The sequence below is a fragment of the Snuella lapsa genome (assembly GCF_039539345.1).
GTDB classification, from domain to species: Bacteria; Bacteroidota; Bacteroidia; order Flavobacteriales; family Flavobacteriaceae; genus Snuella; species Snuella lapsa.
Genome location: NZ_BAABCY010000032.1, coordinates 199,384 through 216,952, shown reverse-complemented (window position 1 = coordinate 216,952; position 17,569 = coordinate 199,384). Strand labels below are relative to the sequence as shown.

Genomic DNA, 17,569 nt, shown 5'->3' with positions numbered 1-17,569 from the left:
AGAGTAAAAAGAGGGACTTTAGTCCCTCGTGTAACAAACCTATGGACTTTCAGTCCATAGTGGTTTAGTCTTCAACCAAAGAAACGGCTTCCAATACGGTTTCGGCATTTACTTCTACAATTACATTTATAACATCATGTGAAACATATCCGGTAGCACTAATGGTTACGGTATAAGTTCCTGCAGGAATATTTTCTAACAAAAATTCTCCAGCCTCGTTTGAATCTTGCGTAGCTATTACAGCATCGTCTCCATCTTTTACGGTTACAGTAACCACAATGTCATTAGTAACATCGCCGCTAATTGATCCCGGTTTTAACTGTAATTCAATTGGGTCGGCAATCGTTGTGATTTCACCATTAACAACTGTTATGTCCATAGCACTTCCACTACCATAATCAGACGTTTCGTCAATGGGAGTTGCAACAACCTCGTAAGTTCCAGCAGGTACACCCCATAAAGCAAAAGCGCCAGTCTCGTCTGTGTAAGCCGAAATAATAAAGTCGTCGTCGGTTTCTGGAGTTTCCATGTCGTCAACCAAAACAGAAACCATAGACGGTATAACTTCTTCTGTTGCTGTTGTTACAGTTCCTTCAATTATACCCGAACTCGCTTCAGCACTAACATATAATACCGGTTTTAAAATAATATTACCAGAGTTCCCTGCCATTACAATAGATTTTTCAACATCAAAATCTAAAATAAAATCATAAGTAAAACCTTCTTCGATAAGAGCATCAACCTTAAGTTTTAAGCCCGATTGTTGTGCGCTAGGTGTTTTTAAATCGAATGTTTCATCCTCATCGTTATCATTTTTTATAACAATGGTATTGCCATTACCTAAAACCAATCGCATTTGGGATAATGTTCCTGCTGGAATTGGGAAACGCTCTACAAGCACCTTGCTAAACCCACCCGTAAAGTCTAACAGGTTAACGATTTCATTGTTTGCTTCAAGAGATATCCACCCATTATCATCTTCACTATCATCATCCATTTTAATCATAACATCTACAATCTCAACATTTACGGCTTCAAAATCCCCAGGCGCGTCTACAAGCCTTACGGAGATCCTTGGAGCTTCTTTACCAACACTGCCCGATTCAGAATCATTACAACCAAAAAATGAAATCAACAATAATGAAAAAGCAATTAGTTTTAATCTTTTTAATGTTTTCATAGTCATTCTATTTTTAAAAATTTTAATACAGTAGTATATACGGTGTCTTTTAGGATTTGGATTATAAATGCCCCAATCTTAATGTGTAGGTAAAGGCAAATAATTGATATCTAAAATGTTATAAAATACAATTTAATTTGCCATAGCTTAATAAGCGGTTTGTAATAGAACTGTATGCTTTTTTGCTAAAGATGCCCTAAATTGATAGTTACAGGCAACCTAGAATTAATAGACAATTATACAATATTATAGACGATTTAAGTATTTTTATACGTGAATTACATAAAAAGGCATATAAACTGTAGCCCAATGCTAAAACGATCGATAAATGGATTGTCTTTTAAGCTAAAAAAACTAAAACAATACAATCAATATGCTTGTTTAGATAGCCTTAAGGTAACATTTTCGAGAGAGCAATAAATATAAATACATGAATAAAACAGCCCTTATTACTGGAGCAACCAGTGGCATCGGACAGGCCACTGCATACATTTTCGCAGCAAATGGTATTAACCTAATACTATGTGGCAGGAGGAAAGAACGCTTAGAGGCCATCAAGAAAGATTTGAAAGGAGTAAAAGTTCATATCTTACACTTTGATGTGCGCGATAAAAATGAGGTTTTTAATGCAATAACATCGCTTCCTTCCCATTTTAAAAATATAGACATTCTTATAAATAATGCAGGAAATGCACACGGCCTCGATCCTATACAATCAGGCAGTATAGAAGACTGGGATGCGATGATCGATATTAATGTAAAAGGATTGCTTTACGTTAGTAAAGCGGTTATTCCGTTAATGATAGAACGTCAATCTGGGCACATAATCAATATTGGTTCCCTGGCAGGGAAAGAAACCTATCCAAAAGGAAATGTATATTGCGGTAGTAAACATGCTGTTTTGGCAATTACCGAAGGTATGCGTATCGATTTAAACCCCTTTGGAATAAAAGTAGGCGTTATAAACCCTGGTTTGGTCGAGACAGAATTCTCTAAAGTCCGCTTTAAAGGAGATAAAAGCTTGGCAGATAATGTATATAAAGGATACGATGCACTACAGGCAGAAGATATTGCCGAGATTATTTATTTTGCTATATCACGTCCGCCACATGTTAATATTGCAGATTTATTAGTGCTCCCAACAGCACAGGCCAGTTCTACTGTGGTAAAAAAATCTTTAAATTAGATTCGTATTTACAAAGTAAAGATGTATGATTAACAAACGCCTACTTATAAAACACCTCTTGGCTCACAATGACGAAAATAGTTTTTATGACAAAAAGCGAAAAATCGATATTGGACAAAAAGAAGGAAAAGCTAAGTTCTTAAAGCATATATGTGCGCTTTCAAATAGCAACCCCAAAAACAATTCATATATCGTTATTGGTGTCGAAGATGAAGATAACAGTATTATTGGCGTCGATTTTTTTGATGATAGCAAAATACAAAACCTCATCAATGCCTATTTAACCAATCCCCCTGTAGTACAATACGAAAACATTCCTTTTCCCCATTTACCAGACGATAAGGTTGTGGGCTTGGTCACCATTAGACCTAATAATGAGATCACTTCATTACGAAAGAATATATGGAAATACTATGGAGGAGCTGTGTTTTTTAGAGATGGTAGTATAAGCATGCCTAAAGTATTCGATATAGAAATTAAGGATATTAATTCTGAGATTGTCCAAGCCATTGAAAACAATGCTCAAAATAATATTGAGCATACCCTAGACGGCGTTTTTCATTTTTTAAATAAACGAAAGGATTACAATCCCCAATATAAGGTTTTTAAAGAGTATTTCGTTATGTGTTGGGCAGGGCAAAAAAAGACAGTAAAAGACGAAGTGTTTTTTTCGAGGGTAGATATAGAGCTTATTAACGAGCAAGTACGGTTGTTCTTTTCTGCGTTGGACGAAGTAGCCATTGCTTACGATAATGATAGTTTTAAAATTATTGAGTACGTTAATCTCGGACTCCAAAATACCTATAAGTTTTATCCTTTAGAAGAAACGGTTATTCATTTTGAAGATAACGCTAGTTACCATATAGATACAACCTTGTTATTTGAACCGCCTCAGTTTGATAAAAAAACACTCCATCATATTTACAATTCAAATAACAGTATTTTGGAAAAGCTAAAAAAAGGAAGAACTCTAACGAAGGGCGAAGCTTTGGATTTAAAAAATTTACCTGCTACTTATTTGATTTGCTATTTCAATCAATTTCATGAAGCAATCGATAAGCTAAATGAAGCAAAACCTTATTTAAAAGGATATAGTCTAGAAATTTACAGTATTTATAAAGAAACGATGAGGATATTAAGAAAAGTTAAATACAGTTAAAAAAGTACTTCATTATTTACATAAATAGGGTGTAAACTATAGCATGTAATAAAAATATGACTATATTTGTCACGCTATTAATCAATTTATATAACCTTGTTTCTATCGATGTATTTCGGAATTGAGACAAGGTTTTTTTGTTTTTGTCATGATAATTGAAATACTTGAATAACTAGCGGTAAGGTTACCAAATACCTTTATATTGAGGTCGTTATTTACAAGGAATTTGCTTACCATCCAGTAAAACATCCACTTTTTGTACATAACTGCCCTATGGCTAAAAGCAAATAAATGAATATCCCAGTCGAGGTTCACCCGTAGTTCACCCGTATCTAAGAGCAGTTAAAGCCATGTTGACTTCATATAAACCTTGTATAAAAGTAAACTATCAAGCATGTCTACAAGGTATCTATTATATAAAACATCTTTATTTCGATACAAGACCCCTTCAGAATCCCACATAGTCTACTTCTATTTTCAAGATATTGACTGGTCTTGTTGTGCAGACTATGTCATTCTGGACGTAACGAAGTGAAGTGAAGAATCTCTTTGCCATTCTTACGAAGTATGCGGGACAACCCATCATCATGAGATTTCTCACCACCACTTTGCTTAGTGTAGACTTAGTTCGTTTTCGATTAATCGAGTTTGTCGAAGCACAAAATTGTTGCAACAATTAGCAAAAGTCAATCCCTGCCGTTTAGGCATCACTTTCAGTTTGCGTTTCGTTGTCTGTTTCTGTTTGCAGGATAGTCGGAAAAACAAGTGGTACCAACGACTTTACCGGTTCGTACAATACAGAACCTTCAAGGTCTTTGCTTTCTGTAAACGGGATCGTATTGTTCATTCGGTCGAAAACAATTAAAATTACACTTAAAACCAAGCCAATTTTTAAAGCACCAAAAATACCCCCAAGCAATTTGTTAATAATGCCCAGAGCTGCTAGATTAGCAAGTTTCGTTAAAGCTTTACCTGCTAATGCTATAACAACAACAATTCCTATAAAAGTAATTGCAAAAGCTACTAGATGTATAGTTTCCTTGTTCCACTCTACATTGTTTTGTAAAAAATCCGCAGCAAAATTACTAAAATGAATGGCCCCATAAACACCAGCTATCAAAGCTACAAGAGAGGCGACTTCAACAAAAAGACCTTTCATAAAACCACGTACTAATCCAAATAAAAGTAAAGCCCCTAAAACAATATCAATTATGCTCATGTTACACAGAAATTTATCAAATATAAGTTAACTTTGCCATTTAATAACTTAGCTTGTTACATAAAAATGTCCAGAGATATACAATTAAAAGAACGTTGGGAATTGGTTGTCGAAAAACTTTCTAATCAATTTGCCGATGGAGATACCTTAGACCTAGATGCTATTATTTATTTAATAGGAGTACAGGAACTTGGGCAATTGGACAGAAGTTTTAAAAAAGACCAAAAGTTGGATTTAATGCATATTGCTATCTGTAAATTATTGGTGCCCTATGGCTATTATGAGTTGGATTATGTAGACGATGAAGGCTGGCCACATTATACAGCTAAAGAAAAACTGCCCTTTCTTAAAGCAGGAGAACAAAGCGTTTTGATGAAGGAAGCCATAGTCAATTACTTTTTAGAAACAGAGTTTATTGATTAGTTTTATAAGAACATCGAAATATAAATTAGCTTAAATCAGCTCATTTATCGGGAGTGTAAACTAATTTTGATATTTATAAGTTATTCTCCCAAGCCAATTGATACAGTTGCATAAAAAATAGTAAATTTGCCATCATTTTAAGGAGATTATGATAGATAAGATAAAAGAATTGATTGCTGAGGCTGAAACCTTTACAACACAGTCTAAAGAAGAAGTAGAAGCATTCCGCATCAAGTATTTAGGGAAGAAAGGATTGTTGAATGATTTTTTTGCTGAGTTTAAAAATGTTGCCAACGATCAAAAGAAAGAGTTTGGGCAAATCGTTAATAAACTAAAAAAAACAGCAGAAGAGAAAGTAAATGCCCTTAAGGAAGAGCTAGAGAATAAAGAAGAAGTAAAAGGGGTCTATGGCGATTTGTCACGACCAGGAGCGCCAATACAACTAGGAGCGAGGCATCCTATATCTATTGTTAAGAACCAAATAATCGATATTTTTTCGCGTATAGGATTCAATGTTAGTGAAGGTCCGGAAATAGAAGACGACTGGCATAATTTTACAGCCTTGAATTTGCCAGAATACCATCCAGCACGTGACATGCAGGATACCTTCTTTATCCAAACTAATCCAGATATTTTATTGCGTACACATACCAGTTCGGTGCAAGTGCGTTATATGGAAAATAATAAACCACCAATACGTACCATATCTCCAGGACGTGTTTATAGAAACGAAGCCATTTCGGCTCGCTCGCACTGTTTTTTTCACCAAGTTGAAGGGCTTTACATAGATAAGAACGTGAGTTTCGCAGATTTAAAACAAACACTGCAATATTTTACAACCGAGATGTTTGGAAAATCTAAGATTCGCTTAAGACCTTCGTATTTCCCGTTTACAGAACCAAGTGCTGAGGTAGATGTATATTGGGGATTAGAAACTGAGACAGATTATAAAATGACCAAGGGAACTGGTTGGCTGGAAATTATGGGATGTGGTATGGTAGACCCTAATGTCCTTGAAAATTGTGGCATTGACTCCAAAGAGTACTCAGGTTTTGCATTTGGTATGGGAATAGACCGTATTGCATTATTACTTCACCAAATAAGCGATATCAGGTTGTTAAGTGAAAACGATGTGCGTTTCTTAGAGCAGTTCAAATCTGCACTTTAATTAGTATTTCTTAATGGGTATTTGGCAGTTGCCTTGAAATCCATTAACATAAGAACTATAAAATCTAAAAGTGAAAAAAGATATTGAAATTCCTAAAGTAGAAAACGTTTATATAGCTGTGGTAAAGGAGTATAACGATATATACAAAACCCAAGATTGGAATGCATATATTGTTAATGATAAAGCCGTAGATTTAGAAATGGTACTTATTGTTACCAGTGGGTATTCTGAATCTAAGACCACTTCAATTTTTAGGAAAAGATTGGATAAATTGCCAGCAAAAAGTTATGCTAAAATTGAGTTGATGCAAGAAGAATTGTTTGCTTTGACCAATACCTTTAAAGTGTCCTTTTTTGAAGGCAATAAAATGTTCGACAAAACCTATACATTTAGAAAGAATACTATTAATCTTCAGGCCTTGCAACCAATTCCCTTAATGAAATCCAAAGGAGTTCTTGTAAAGTAATTTTTTTGAACACTTTTGAGCTTGTTTTTCTAAGTAGTTTACTTTGTAGAGGTGATTTCCAGCGGAATTTGCACATTAAACGAACTACCGTCCTTACGATTGCCTACATTTACCAGAGCCGATGCACAGTATAGAGTCGTTGGCGAGCCATCGTTCCCGATCAAAAGTTGCGGACGCTCCAGCCGATTCACTTTAAGGGTATCTCCGTTTTTAAGAAGGACTTCTTTTTTCATAAAAAACGGATCAACAGGTTTGGTATATACGATGCCATCTTGAGATTCTAAAATAGCTAAGCCCGGTTCTCCCTCTGTGATCCTCCCGGAAAAATCCTTAAACACCACGTAAAATTTTTCATGGGTTTTATGATACCAAACAAAAGGATCTTCTGCCGAAGCGATGGAACCATCTTCCATTTTTATGTCAAAAACAAAGGAGTCCAATGAGGTAAAAGGCCCATCTGGTCTATCTCCAATAGCGACACCATGAACACCACGCCATGAAGGGATATATACGTTCCCTTTAAAGTATAGTAGGTATTTGCCGTCTGAAGGGCGCTGTACTACTGAAGGATTTACAACAATAATGTTATCGGGTTTCGTAATAGTGCCTTCGGGAGAAGGGTTAATAATATTATTAGGTTTAACACGCGTTCTCGGAGCTAGTAGGGGCGTGTTAGGGCGTTTAAAATTGCCTGCAAGCAATTGTTCGAAGTTGTCAAATACAATAACCCCAATTTTTTGGTTTTGCTGTACCCGATTACGTTTGTTTAGTTCGGCCCCCGGAGAGCCTTTCGGTTGTATCCCTGGATCTTTTGATCCTATATAGTATAGATAGTATTTATCATTGAAATTTTTAATATGAGGGTTATGCACCATTTGAGCATCCCATGCCAATGTATCCCCTGCTAAAGCGCGTCCCTGAAGAACAACTTTTTGCATTTTGAAGTCTCTATCGGGAAAGTCTGAAACCGCATAAGCTATTTTCGAATTCAGTACCCATGAGTTACTAAACGCCGGAATAGAATCGCCACACTCCCAGGTACTGTATAGCATATGGTATTTCCCGTCATTGCCTTTAACCACACTGCCACCCCAAACAAAGCGATTGGGGTCGTTTAATACCGATGGACCTATTAGAATATCGCCCGTAACCGTCGCGTCTATTGGTTGTGCAGTTATATGTAAGCTATCCGGTTTAGGTGTTGTACAGCCTACTATTAGTGTAATTAATAAACATGTGCTTAGTAAGCGGATTACCATATTTTAATCCAATTTTTCCGTTAGTTTTTTAAATGTTTTTTTAGGGTCTTTTCCTTCGTATAAAATGTCGTACACGGCATTTATTATGGGTAAGCGCGTTTTCTTTTTGTTTTTTAGGTTCAATAAGTGAGCACTTTTGGTGGCATAATAGCCTTCTGCAATCATACTCATCTCCATTTGTGCCGATTTAACCGTATAACCCTTGCCGATCATGTTCCCAAACATGCGGTTTCTGGAAAACACAGAATAACCAGTAACCAGTAAATCACCTAGGTAAGCCGAATTATTTATGTTACGCTTCATTTTATGCATTTTTTTAATAAAGCGTTTCATTTCCCTAATGCCATTACTCATTAGTACACTTTGAAAATTGTCGCCGTATCCCAAACCATGTGCAATTCCGGCGGCAATGGCATAAATATTTTTAAGCATTACGGCATACTCCACACCTATAATATCATCGCTAATTTTGGTCTTTATATAGTCACTAGAAAGCGCGTTAGCGATATCTTGAGCCTTTTCATCGTCGGCACATGAAATGGTAAGGTAAGATAAGCGTTCCAAAGCGACCTCCTCAGCATGACAAGGCCCAGCAATAACAGCAATATTTTTAAAAGGTATTTTATAAGCCTCATGAAAATGTTCTCCAACCAATAAACCAGTTTCAGGCATAATACCTTTTACTGCCGATACAATAGTTTTATCCGATATGTCTACGGTTAACTTTTCTAATTCACTATGAATAAAGGCAGACGGGATTACAAAAATTAAAACGTCGGCATAAGCTGCCATCTCATTAATGTCGTTACTAAGCTTTAATTGGTTTAAATGGAATTCAACAGAGCTTAAATAATTAGGATTGTGCTGTTCTTTTAATAGATGTTCCTTAGTGTAAACACTCCTCATATACCAACCTACTTCATCTAAGTTTTCGCAAAGCATTTTTACAATAGCGGTTGCCCAGCTACCAGCTCCAAAAACAGCATACTTTAAATGGTTACTCATACTAAATAATAAATCATTGAAGTATCAAAAGTACATAAAAATATTCACCTCATTTTAAACATAAAGCTATTGCTTCCTTTTTTTTGGCACGCGTTTTGAATTCCTTGAAACATGAACTTTAAAACAGGATGATTATGAAGCCAGTAAAATTACTTTTAAGCTTTTCTTTGATAGCGGTGTTGTTCACTTCGTGTTATACAGAGGTAGTCGTAGATGATTATGAAGAACCAACAATTTCAATAAACCAATTATTGCGTTCTTATGAATTATGGTACGTCGATATTAATAAGACCATAGGTTATGGTGAAACCCCATTTTTACAAAAGGCCTTTACCGTTTCATTTAGGAATGGGACACTATATGCAAACAATAATATTGTAGGGTTAGGATCCACCGGAAATGGTTTTGGTATTGCAGTGGCCGATTACGATGCTTATGATATGATATTGGATGTAAATCATGATATCGATGGCTTTGAAACTTTTGATGTGTTTCAAATTGATAATAACACGATAGAACTTTATAATCCTAATAACGATACATCTTACTTTTTAGAAGGCTATCAGCGTAGTACTTTTGATTACGATTTTGTGTTCTATGATAATATTCATTATTTCTTACAGGAATACGAAGCATGGGAAAAAACATATACGAGTGAATACGGTGCTATAAACGAATTTGATAATGAAATGTTCTTGCAATTTTTAGCAGGTGGGGACGATTCAACTTTCCGAAGTTCTCAAAGTGAAAACGGAACGCCCGTAGATCTGTTGTATTGGAATTACACAGGTGTTTATGGAGTTGGGGATGTTACCGGAGATATGTACTTAAAAACTTTAACATTAGATTATGATTCCTTCGACAATGAATACTTTGAATTAAGCGTTATAAATGATGGAAAGATAGAGTTGTTCCATCCAGCTTCGGAGACGGTATATGAATTTGTTGGAAGGGGATACATACAGTATTTAAAGAAAACAAATGCTAAAGGTGTGACGACTACTACAGATAAGATGCGTAAGCATAGAAAGGATAAAGTGGAAAACCCACGAGAGAATACTCGGCAATAATATTTGGTTGGTTATTTAGTTATGAAACTGCTTAAGGAATTTTTCTTAGGTGGTTTCTTTTTATGGTAAATTAGCTTTATCATTTATAAAAATTGGTCTCATCCAAATAGTCCCATACCGCTTTTGGTAGCATAGGACTTACATTTTTTCCAGCTTTAACGGCCTTTCGAATAAAAGACGAAGATAATTCGATAATGGGAGCATCTATAGGAATAATGTTTTTATGCGTAATTGAAGCTGTATTTATGTTGTCTTGAGTAATTCGAGGATAAACGTAGATGTGGTGATTGTTTAGGATGAGTTCGTAGTTTTTCCATTTATGAAAGCTTTTTAAGTTATCCTGTCCCATAATTAAGGAAAATGTATGTTCAGGGTGTTTTTCCTGTAAATAAGTAAGTGTATTAATTGTATAGTTTGGTTGTAGTAAGTTGAATTCGATATCACTTGGCTTGAGTTTAGGATGATCTTTGGTAGCGCGATAAACCATTTCCAAACGCTGGTAATTATCCAGTAAAGTACTTTTCTTTTTAAAAGGGTTGTGAGGTGTAACTACAAACCATACTTGATCTAGATTACTGTATTCAACAATATGATTAGCAATAATAAGATGGCCTATATGTACAGGATTAAAAGAACCAAAAAACAATCCTATTTGCATGGTAAACCGTTTATGAATTTACAAAGTCGCCTACTATATTTTCGGCATCGTTAAATGCTTTTTGTAGGTCGTCATTTTCTATAATTACATCAAATAAGGGGGCTGTTGCTAATTCGGCAGATGCCTTTGCAACACGCATATTTATTTTATCCTCAGTTTCGGTTTTTCGCTTTTTTAATCTTATTTTTAATTCGTCTATACTAGGAGGTTTAACAAAAACAGCTAAAGTTTTCTCAGGGAACTTGCGTTTAATACGTAAGCCGCCCGAAACATCAATATCAAAAATAACGTGCTTTCCCTTAGCCCAAATGCGTTCTACTTCCGATTTTAAGGTGCCGTAAAAATTATCACGGTATACTTCTTCCCATTCCAAAAATTCACCGTGCTTTATTTTGTCTTTAAAGGCATCGGCCGATAAAAAATAATAATCTTTGCCGTCTTCCTCGGTTCCACGTTTAGCTCTAGAAGTTGCAGAAATTGAAAATTCCAAATTTAAATTGTCAACACCTAGCAAATGCCTTACAATGGTTGTTTTCCCTGAACCGGAAGGAGCGGAAAAGACAATAAGTTTACCTTCTTTTGAATTGTTTTTTGTCACGATTGTTTTTAATTTATGGTAAATAGTAATTATAGTACGTTAAGTAACTGTTCCTTAATTTTTTCCAGCTCGTCTTTCATTTGCACTACTAATTGTTGCATTGGGGCGTAATTACTTTTAGAGCCAATCGTGTTAATTTCACGTCCAATTTCTTGACTAATAAAACCTAGTTTTTTTCCGTTGGAATCTTCTGAATTAATACTTTCGGTAAAGTAGTTTAAATGGTTTTTTAAACGGACTTTTTCTTCGGTAATGTCAAACTTTTCTATATAATAGACCAATTCTTGTTCAAAACGATTTTCGTCATATTTTTCCTTTAGTTCTTCAACACCCTTAAGTAAGCGTTCGCGAACGCCTTCAATCCGTTCTGGATCCATTGCTATAACTTGCTCAAGTAAATTGCCAATTATGGTAATGCGGTTGTTAAAATCGATCTCGAGAACTTTGCCTTCATCAAGTCTGTAAGTGTTTAATTGAGCTATAGCTGCTTTTATTTCTGTTTCAATGGTTTGCCATTCACCTTCATCAATTTCCTCTCTAACCGTATTTAGAGCATCTGGAAACCGAACAGCCATTTTGAGAAGTTCTATTTCGTCTCCATTTACAACATTTCTTAATTGCTCAATATACTGTTTTACAACAGGCGTATTAATTTGTGTCGATGTGTCCTCGGCTGTTGCTTCCACATAAATAGAAAAATCTATTTTGCCACGTACTAGTTCATCAGCAAGTAATTTTCTAATAACAAGTTCTTTTTCTCTATAAATGGAAGGCATTCTGGCATTTACATCCAGATTTTTGCTGTTAAGGGATTTTAACTCTATCGTTATTTTTTTTGTGGGTAGTTGTAAAACAGATTTTCCATAACCTGTCATTGAATAAATCATAAACGGATGTTTTTAATTTATGCAAAAGTACATGAATTTTTTTACACGTTTAAATTTTATTTAATTGCCTGATTATATGTCAATTATAAAATTGAGAACGTGTGCAATCGCTCCGCTCTCACATTAAAAATTTTAAACATTCCCTTTTGTGAAAAAATGCTTAAAATTTATTAATGTTCGTTTCATTTGAAATGAGCTATGACAAATCTTGATACTTATAGAAAAGCGAATCAAAACTATGAAGCATGGAAAGCCATGTTTTAAATAGTAATTAGAACTGCATTTGTTTTGGTGTTAGTTTGAAAGAGACTTGTATTCTATTGCCTGTAAGTAATCATTGTTATTGGCAACCAAGATAATTTGTTTGTCTCCTACTTTAATAGTTTTCATTTGTTTTGCATCTCCAGGGGTAAAGAAACCACTTTCTTCAATCGATACAGGAGAAAATTCACCAGATTCGTTACCTTTTAAAAGGAGTCCCGTGCCAGCATCATTTCTGGGTGTTTCAATCTCAGAGGTGAAGAGGTTTCCTGTAATAAGAATATCTTTATTGCCATCTGAGTCATAATCGTTTATTAAAATACTATTGATTGACGAAACTTGTGCCAGATTGGGCAATGCTTTTACATTAAATGTGCCATTGCCTTGATTTTCGATATAGGCCGATGCAAAGGTCTTAGCCTTTAAGTTTAAGGCATCGTTGAGTGATGCGCCATAAATTCCCCCTAAGTCCGAATTGCCAAATTCCTCATAGGTAGGAAATTTTTCCTTTAGTGACGGTATTTGTTGTGTGGAGCAACTTTTTCCTCTAACCGGGAATGCGACACCGTGCTCGTAATAGCTTAATACAATGTCAAGACTGCCATTATTATCAAAGTCATAACTATACACTTCAAAGGGTTCTTTTTTAGAGGCTTTGTATTTATAATTTAATCCCAGATTCCCAACAATTAAATCCTTGTCCCCATCATTGTCCATGTCGGATACTTTTACACTGTAATACCAGCCTTCACTATCGGGTATTGCTTGTTTTTCAAATTTACCCTCTTTTGTTTGATAAAAGAAAGTTACAGGCATCCATTCGCCCACAACGACAAGATCTTCCAAACCATCTTTGTTGAAATCGCCCCAATCGGCCGAAGTGACCAACCCCAGATTTTTCAATTCTGGCATTTTTTCATTTGTCACATTAACATAGTTTCCGCCTTTGTTTTCCAAAATACAGCTCGTGGTAGGGAGTGGATATTTACGAGGTGTTAATCGGCCGCCAACAAAGAGATCCATATCCCCGTCCTTGTCAAAATCGTAAGGAATCACACACGATCCGCTGGTATGGTCTTTAGGCAGTTTTCCTTGGCTTTTAGAGAATTTACCTTTACCATTGTTTAAGTACAATCGATCTTGTAACTGAGGTGCTCCTATGTTAAACTCATTACCTCCACTAACCACATATAAGTCGAGATCGTTATCGTTATCTATATCAACAAAGGTTAAGCCCATATCTTCACTTTCCTGATCTTGTGTCCATGCCCCCTCTGCAATTTCATCGAAAGTTCCCTTGTTGTTTTGAATAAAGAGCTTTCCGGGAAATCCAGCAGCCCCCCCTAAAAAGAAATCTTCTTTTTGGTCTCCATTTACATCACCTACCGCTATGGCAGGGCCAAACTGAGACATTTTATGGGGTAATAAAACTTCATACTTATAATCATTGTAATTGTTTTCAATATGCCGCACTTGAGCAAGGTTTAAGGAGGCGGTGACTTCCTCAAATAGTTTAGTTTTTACCTCATCATTGTTATTGGTTTTTGTTTCAGAATTGTCCATTGAAACTTCATAAAGTTGGTTGGCAGCCAAATTATTCAATATTTTTTTAGTACCATTTGGCCACTGAATTACCACTTTGTCGACATTATTTTGATTCCCTATTCCAAAGTGCGCTATATCTTCACATTTCGACATATAGCCTCTAGCATTTGTTATTTGGAAAGTTTGTGTTAAAGAGTCATTTTGGAATAATGATATTTTAGTGCCGTAAATTGGTTCGTTTTTGTTAGAATTAAGTTGAAACCTCAAATAATTCCCTGAATTTTTATCACGGATGTTGTTCCTGTAAAGTAAAACATTATCATTTATGTTATTGATAATAAGGTCAATATCTCCATCGATATCAAAGTCGGCATAGGCTGCGCCGTTAGACAGTGTAGGGGTTTCCATTCCCCATGCTTCTACTTTGTTGCTAAAGGTTAAATCGCCATTATTTTTAAATATATAATTTGGAAGTTTGTCTGTAGGAGCTAGATCAACAAAATCCATTATGTTTATCATTGTGCTTGGATTTAGACCTTTTTGCCTGGCAACATTATTTATACTGTCTATTTTTTTTTCATATTTTAGAGTCAAATCACTATTACGGTTGTTGCTTATAATGCCATTGGTAACAAAAAGATCTTTAAAGCCGTCATTGTCAAAATCGGCAAACAGAGGTGCCCAGCTCCAATCGGTATTGGTAACACCTGCTAACTGTCCTAAGTCACTAAAAGAGCCATTACCATTATTTCTTTGAAGGGTATTGAACATATATTGATAATGCCCACCTTTATTAACAATGTCCCAAAATATTTCAGGAGCCATGCCTCCCATATTGGTTTTAATCCGTTTATGATCTTCAGCTACCATATCGACAACCATTATATCCAGATTACCATCGTTATCATAATCGGCAACATCATTTCCCATACTAAAATTTGAAATATGCTTAATGGATTTATCGAGTTTGTCTTTAAACGTACCGTTTTTTTGATTGATGTATAGATGGTCGGCAACATCAAAATCGTTAGAAACATAAATGTCTTGCCAGCCGTCATTATTGAAATCCCCCGTAGTTGCAGCTAAACCAAAACCAAAGTTTCTAATATTACTAGCAATTGTATGATCTTTAAATTTTCCATTTCCCATATTTTTGTATAGCCGGTCACTGAATAAAATATCTGAAAATTGCGATTGGTTCAGTTTATTTCCAATGTTTGGAATGCTCGGTGGCTGATTGACGATATATACATCCAGAAGACCATCGTTATCAAAATCAAAAAAGGTTGCTTGTATGGAAAACCCTTTGTCAGCTAGTCCAAAGGCTTCTGCTTGTTCTGTAAATGTCAGGTCACCATTATTAATGTATAATAGATTAGCACTTTTGTCATTTTCCAGATATACAAAACGGCAAACATAAATATCCTGATCACCATCGTTGTCTATATCAACAAAAGTAACGCCTGTAGACCAAGTTTCATCCAAACCAATGCCTGCTTTTTTTGAAATATCTTTAAATTGTAGGTCTCCTTTATTTAAAAACAGTTTGTCTTGAACCTGGTTCCCTGTAAAAAAGATATCCTGTAAGCCGTCATTGTTTATATCTCCAATAGCAACACCACCACCGCTTATAAACTGAGAATTGATCATATGATTATTCTCTTTAGTCTGTCTAACCTTATTTTCAAACCTTAGGTTTGAATACGAATCAGGTATCATGGTAAACAATGTGTCATGATCGTCTGGGATACTATCAGAATTACTGTTACAGTTGGTAAATAATAGAATTGAAGCTATTAAAATAAGCGTAATTTGTTTAAATCTTTTATGCATTATAGTTGCTGATAAATTATAAAAAAAGAGTTGTCCTTAGAATTAACGACAACTCTTTTAACTATATGATTAAACTTAAAAATTAGGACCTCCAGTGTCCCACCAAAGTCTTGTGCCTATTTCGTCTGGTCCTCCAAGAAATCCAGTTGCCTCAGCTACGGCTGCTGCATTGTTTTCTCTTTGACTATTAACAAAAACGAGCCTTCTTAAGAAATCATCGGCGGGAATCACACCCCAGTCAGCATTACTGTCATTTTTATAGTTATAGGGTAATTTCGGATATCCAGTACGGCGATGATCTACCCACGCTTCGATGGAATTTGTATAACCATCAATCCATTTTTGAGTAATGATTTTTTCCAATTTGGCTTCATTATCTGCTGTATCATCCCAAGCTACAGTAGCGGTGATCCGGCTTACAAAATCATTAATGTCACCACTCGCTTTTGGGTCGTCATAATCTATTGGCGTTCCAGTATTGTTTGCTAGGTAAGTTGCAGCACCTCCTGCTCCCCAGTCTTCAAATGAAAGGTTAACACCAGCTTCATAATGTTCTTGAGCTGTATCGGTTCCAGCCCAGCCCCTTAGCGCAGCTTCTGCTTTTAAAAATTGTACTTCAGCTGCAGTAAAAAAACGTCTATTAGTAACTTCTTTAAAATCTGAACTAATATTAGAGTAGTCTAAACGATCCCCTTTTGCTACTAGAAGCGCACCGTTTCTAATCCCTTTATAAGGGTAATTTGGGTGATCTGGGTATAAAGAAGCATCGGTGGCTGGATCAAAGAACTTTGAAATTCTTGGGTCGTCATAACCAATCAAAATGGATTCCATAGTTGCACTCATGCGGGTATCTCCCCAGCCAAAACTAATGGTAACTGGAGGGAAAACATCACCATATAGAGAGACCATGAAATTATCACCATTAGTTTCAATCAATCCACCTGGTTCACTCATAGCTTTTTCTCCCTGGGCTTTCGCCAAAGCAGGATCTACTTTAGAAAGACGTATTGCTAACCTTAGTCTTAAACTATTAACCAATTTATTCCATTGAGCAATATTACCCTTATAGCTCGCATCAAATTTAGCTAAACCAGTATAGTCCATATTGGCATTAAAAACCGCTTGGATTTCATCCAATTGGGTGAAAAAGGCATTATATAATGTAGGCTCAGAGTCATATAAAGCTGGTTCTTGTCCAAACTTAGTAAAGATTACCGGTCCGTGATAGGCAGTTAAGCGATGCATTCCTAAAATTCGTATAAGCTTTGCCCATTCAACAAAAACTGGATATCCTTCTGATTCGGCTACTTTCATTACTTGACTAGAAGGAGACATGATTTCTCCGTAGATTCTATCCCAATACGTATTCCATCGAATGTAATAGGTAGTATTATTTATACCACCTACAAATGGTGTTGGTGTTGCCAAGTGTCTTACCCAAGAATCGTGGGCTAGGTTATGCTCAATTTGATGGCCAAATAAGTTCTTGAGCATAGGTGGATAAAAAGCGCCTACATTATTAAAATCCTGTTTTAATGACTCATCGGTAATTTGATAAGGGTTTTCATTTAAGCCTTCAAAATTATCCGTACAAGCACTTATATTTAGTAAAAGTGCCGCTAAAAATATATATATTATTTTCTTCATGTCTT

Annotated in this window: 15 protein-coding genes; 6 read left to right on the top strand and 9 right to left on the bottom strand. The window is 35.6% G+C overall.

The window, feature by feature from the left end; all coding sequences use genetic code 11:
- Positions 1-64: 64 nt before the first annotated feature.
- A complete protein-coding gene (locus ABD792_RS05730; RefSeq protein WP_345004883.1) occupies positions 65-1,180 on the bottom strand; it encodes a DUF4382 domain-containing protein in 1,116 nt (371 codons plus the stop codon).
- A 430-nt stretch (positions 1,181-1,610) separates the two neighbouring features.
- Here ABD792_RS05730 and ABD792_RS05725 point away from each other — a divergent pair, with 430 nt between their 5' ends.
- Together ABD792_RS05725 and ABD792_RS05720 are read left to right on the top strand one after the other, a co-directional pair.
- Positions 1,611-2,366 carry an SDR family NAD(P)-dependent oxidoreductase gene (locus ABD792_RS05725; protein ID WP_345004881.1) on the top strand — a complete coding sequence of 252 codons (756 nt, stop codon included), beginning with the start codon at positions 1,611-1,613 and terminating at the stop codon, positions 2,364-2,366.
- 25 nt (positions 2,367-2,391) lie between these two features.
- The gene (locus tag ABD792_RS05720) at positions 2,392-3,525 is read left to right on the top strand and encodes an ATP-binding protein (protein WP_345004880.1); all 1,134 of its coding nucleotides are present in this window, start codon (positions 2,392-2,394) and stop codon (positions 3,523-3,525) included.
- Between the two features lie 700 nt (positions 3,526-4,225).
- Here the strand turns inward: ABD792_RS05720 and ABD792_RS05715 are convergent.
- Entirely contained in the window at positions 4,226-4,744 is a 519-nt protein-coding gene (locus ABD792_RS05715; RefSeq protein WP_345004879.1) for a CvpA family protein, read from the bottom strand.
- Positions 4,745-4,810: 66 nt separating this feature from the next.
- On the opposite strand from ABD792_RS05715, the gene ABD792_RS05710 reads away from it, so the two are divergent.
- The 3 genes from ABD792_RS05710 (at position 4,811) to ABD792_RS05700 (ending at position 6,801) form a co-directional block, all read left to right on the top strand.
- Positions 4,811-5,167: a hypothetical protein gene (locus tag ABD792_RS05710; protein ID WP_345004878.1), complete on the top strand. Its 357-nt coding sequence runs from the start codon at positions 4,811-4,813 to the stop codon at positions 5,165-5,167.
- 148 nt (positions 5,168-5,315) lie between these two features.
- Positions 5,316-6,335 (top strand): phenylalanine--tRNA ligase subunit alpha, encoded by a 1,020-nt coding sequence (gene pheS, locus ABD792_RS05705; RefSeq protein ID WP_345004877.1) that lies wholly within the window; start codon positions 5,316-5,318, stop codon positions 6,333-6,335.
- A gap of 70 nt (positions 6,336-6,405) precedes the next feature.
- Positions 6,406-6,801, top strand: coding sequence for a hypothetical protein (locus ABD792_RS05700; protein ID WP_345004876.1), 396 nt, complete (start codon positions 6,406-6,408; stop codon positions 6,799-6,801).
- 38 nt (positions 6,802-6,839) lie between these two features.
- Here ABD792_RS05700 and ABD792_RS05695 read toward each other — a convergent pair whose 3' ends face one another.
- Together ABD792_RS05695 and ABD792_RS05690 are read right to left on the bottom strand one after the other, a co-directional pair.
- Complete coding sequence (locus ABD792_RS05695; RefSeq protein ID WP_345004875.1) at positions 6,840-8,060, bottom strand: glycoside hydrolase family protein; 1,221 nt, start codon at positions 8,058-8,060, stop codon at positions 6,840-6,842.
- 3 nt (positions 8,061-8,063) lie between these two features.
- Positions 8,064-9,065: an NAD(P)H-dependent glycerol-3-phosphate dehydrogenase gene (locus ABD792_RS05690; RefSeq protein WP_345004874.1), complete on the bottom strand. Its 1,002-nt coding sequence runs from the start codon at positions 9,063-9,065 to the stop codon at positions 8,064-8,066.
- A gap of 134 nt (positions 9,066-9,199) precedes the next feature.
- On the opposite strand from ABD792_RS05690, the gene ABD792_RS05685 reads away from it, so the two are divergent.
- Complete coding sequence (locus ABD792_RS05685; RefSeq protein WP_345004873.1) at positions 9,200-10,135, top strand: nicotinic acid mononucleotide adenyltransferase; 936 nt, start codon at positions 9,200-9,202, stop codon at positions 10,133-10,135.
- A 79-nt stretch (positions 10,136-10,214) separates the two neighbouring features.
- Here ABD792_RS05685 and nadD read toward each other — a convergent pair whose 3' ends face one another.
- From nadD to ABD792_RS05660, 5 genes are all read right to left on the bottom strand, one after another.
- Positions 10,215-10,793, bottom strand: coding sequence for a nicotinate (nicotinamide) nucleotide adenylyltransferase (nadD, locus tag ABD792_RS05680; protein ID WP_345004872.1), 579 nt, complete (start codon positions 10,791-10,793; stop codon positions 10,215-10,217).
- Between the two features lie 10 nt (positions 10,794-10,803).
- Positions 10,804-11,391, bottom strand: a complete 588-nt coding sequence (gene gmk / locus ABD792_RS05675; protein WP_425568117.1) for a guanylate kinase — start codon at positions 11,389-11,391, stop codon at positions 10,804-10,806.
- A 29-nt stretch (positions 11,392-11,420) separates the two neighbouring features.
- Positions 11,421-12,278: a YicC/YloC family endoribonuclease gene (locus tag ABD792_RS05670; protein ID WP_345004871.1), complete on the bottom strand. Its 858-nt coding sequence runs from the start codon at positions 12,276-12,278 to the stop codon at positions 11,421-11,423.
- Between the two features lie 294 nt (positions 12,279-12,572).
- On the bottom strand, positions 12,573-15,917 hold the full coding sequence (locus tag ABD792_RS05665) for a VCBS repeat-containing protein (RefSeq protein ID WP_345004870.1): 3,345 nt from the start codon (positions 15,915-15,917) through the stop codon (positions 12,573-12,575).
- A 75-nt stretch (positions 15,918-15,992) separates the two neighbouring features.
- On the bottom strand, positions 15,993-17,564 hold the full coding sequence (locus ABD792_RS05660; protein WP_345004869.1) for a SusD/RagB family nutrient-binding outer membrane lipoprotein: 1,572 nt from the start codon (positions 17,562-17,564) through the stop codon (positions 15,993-15,995).
- Positions 17,565-17,569: the final 5 nt, after the last annotated feature.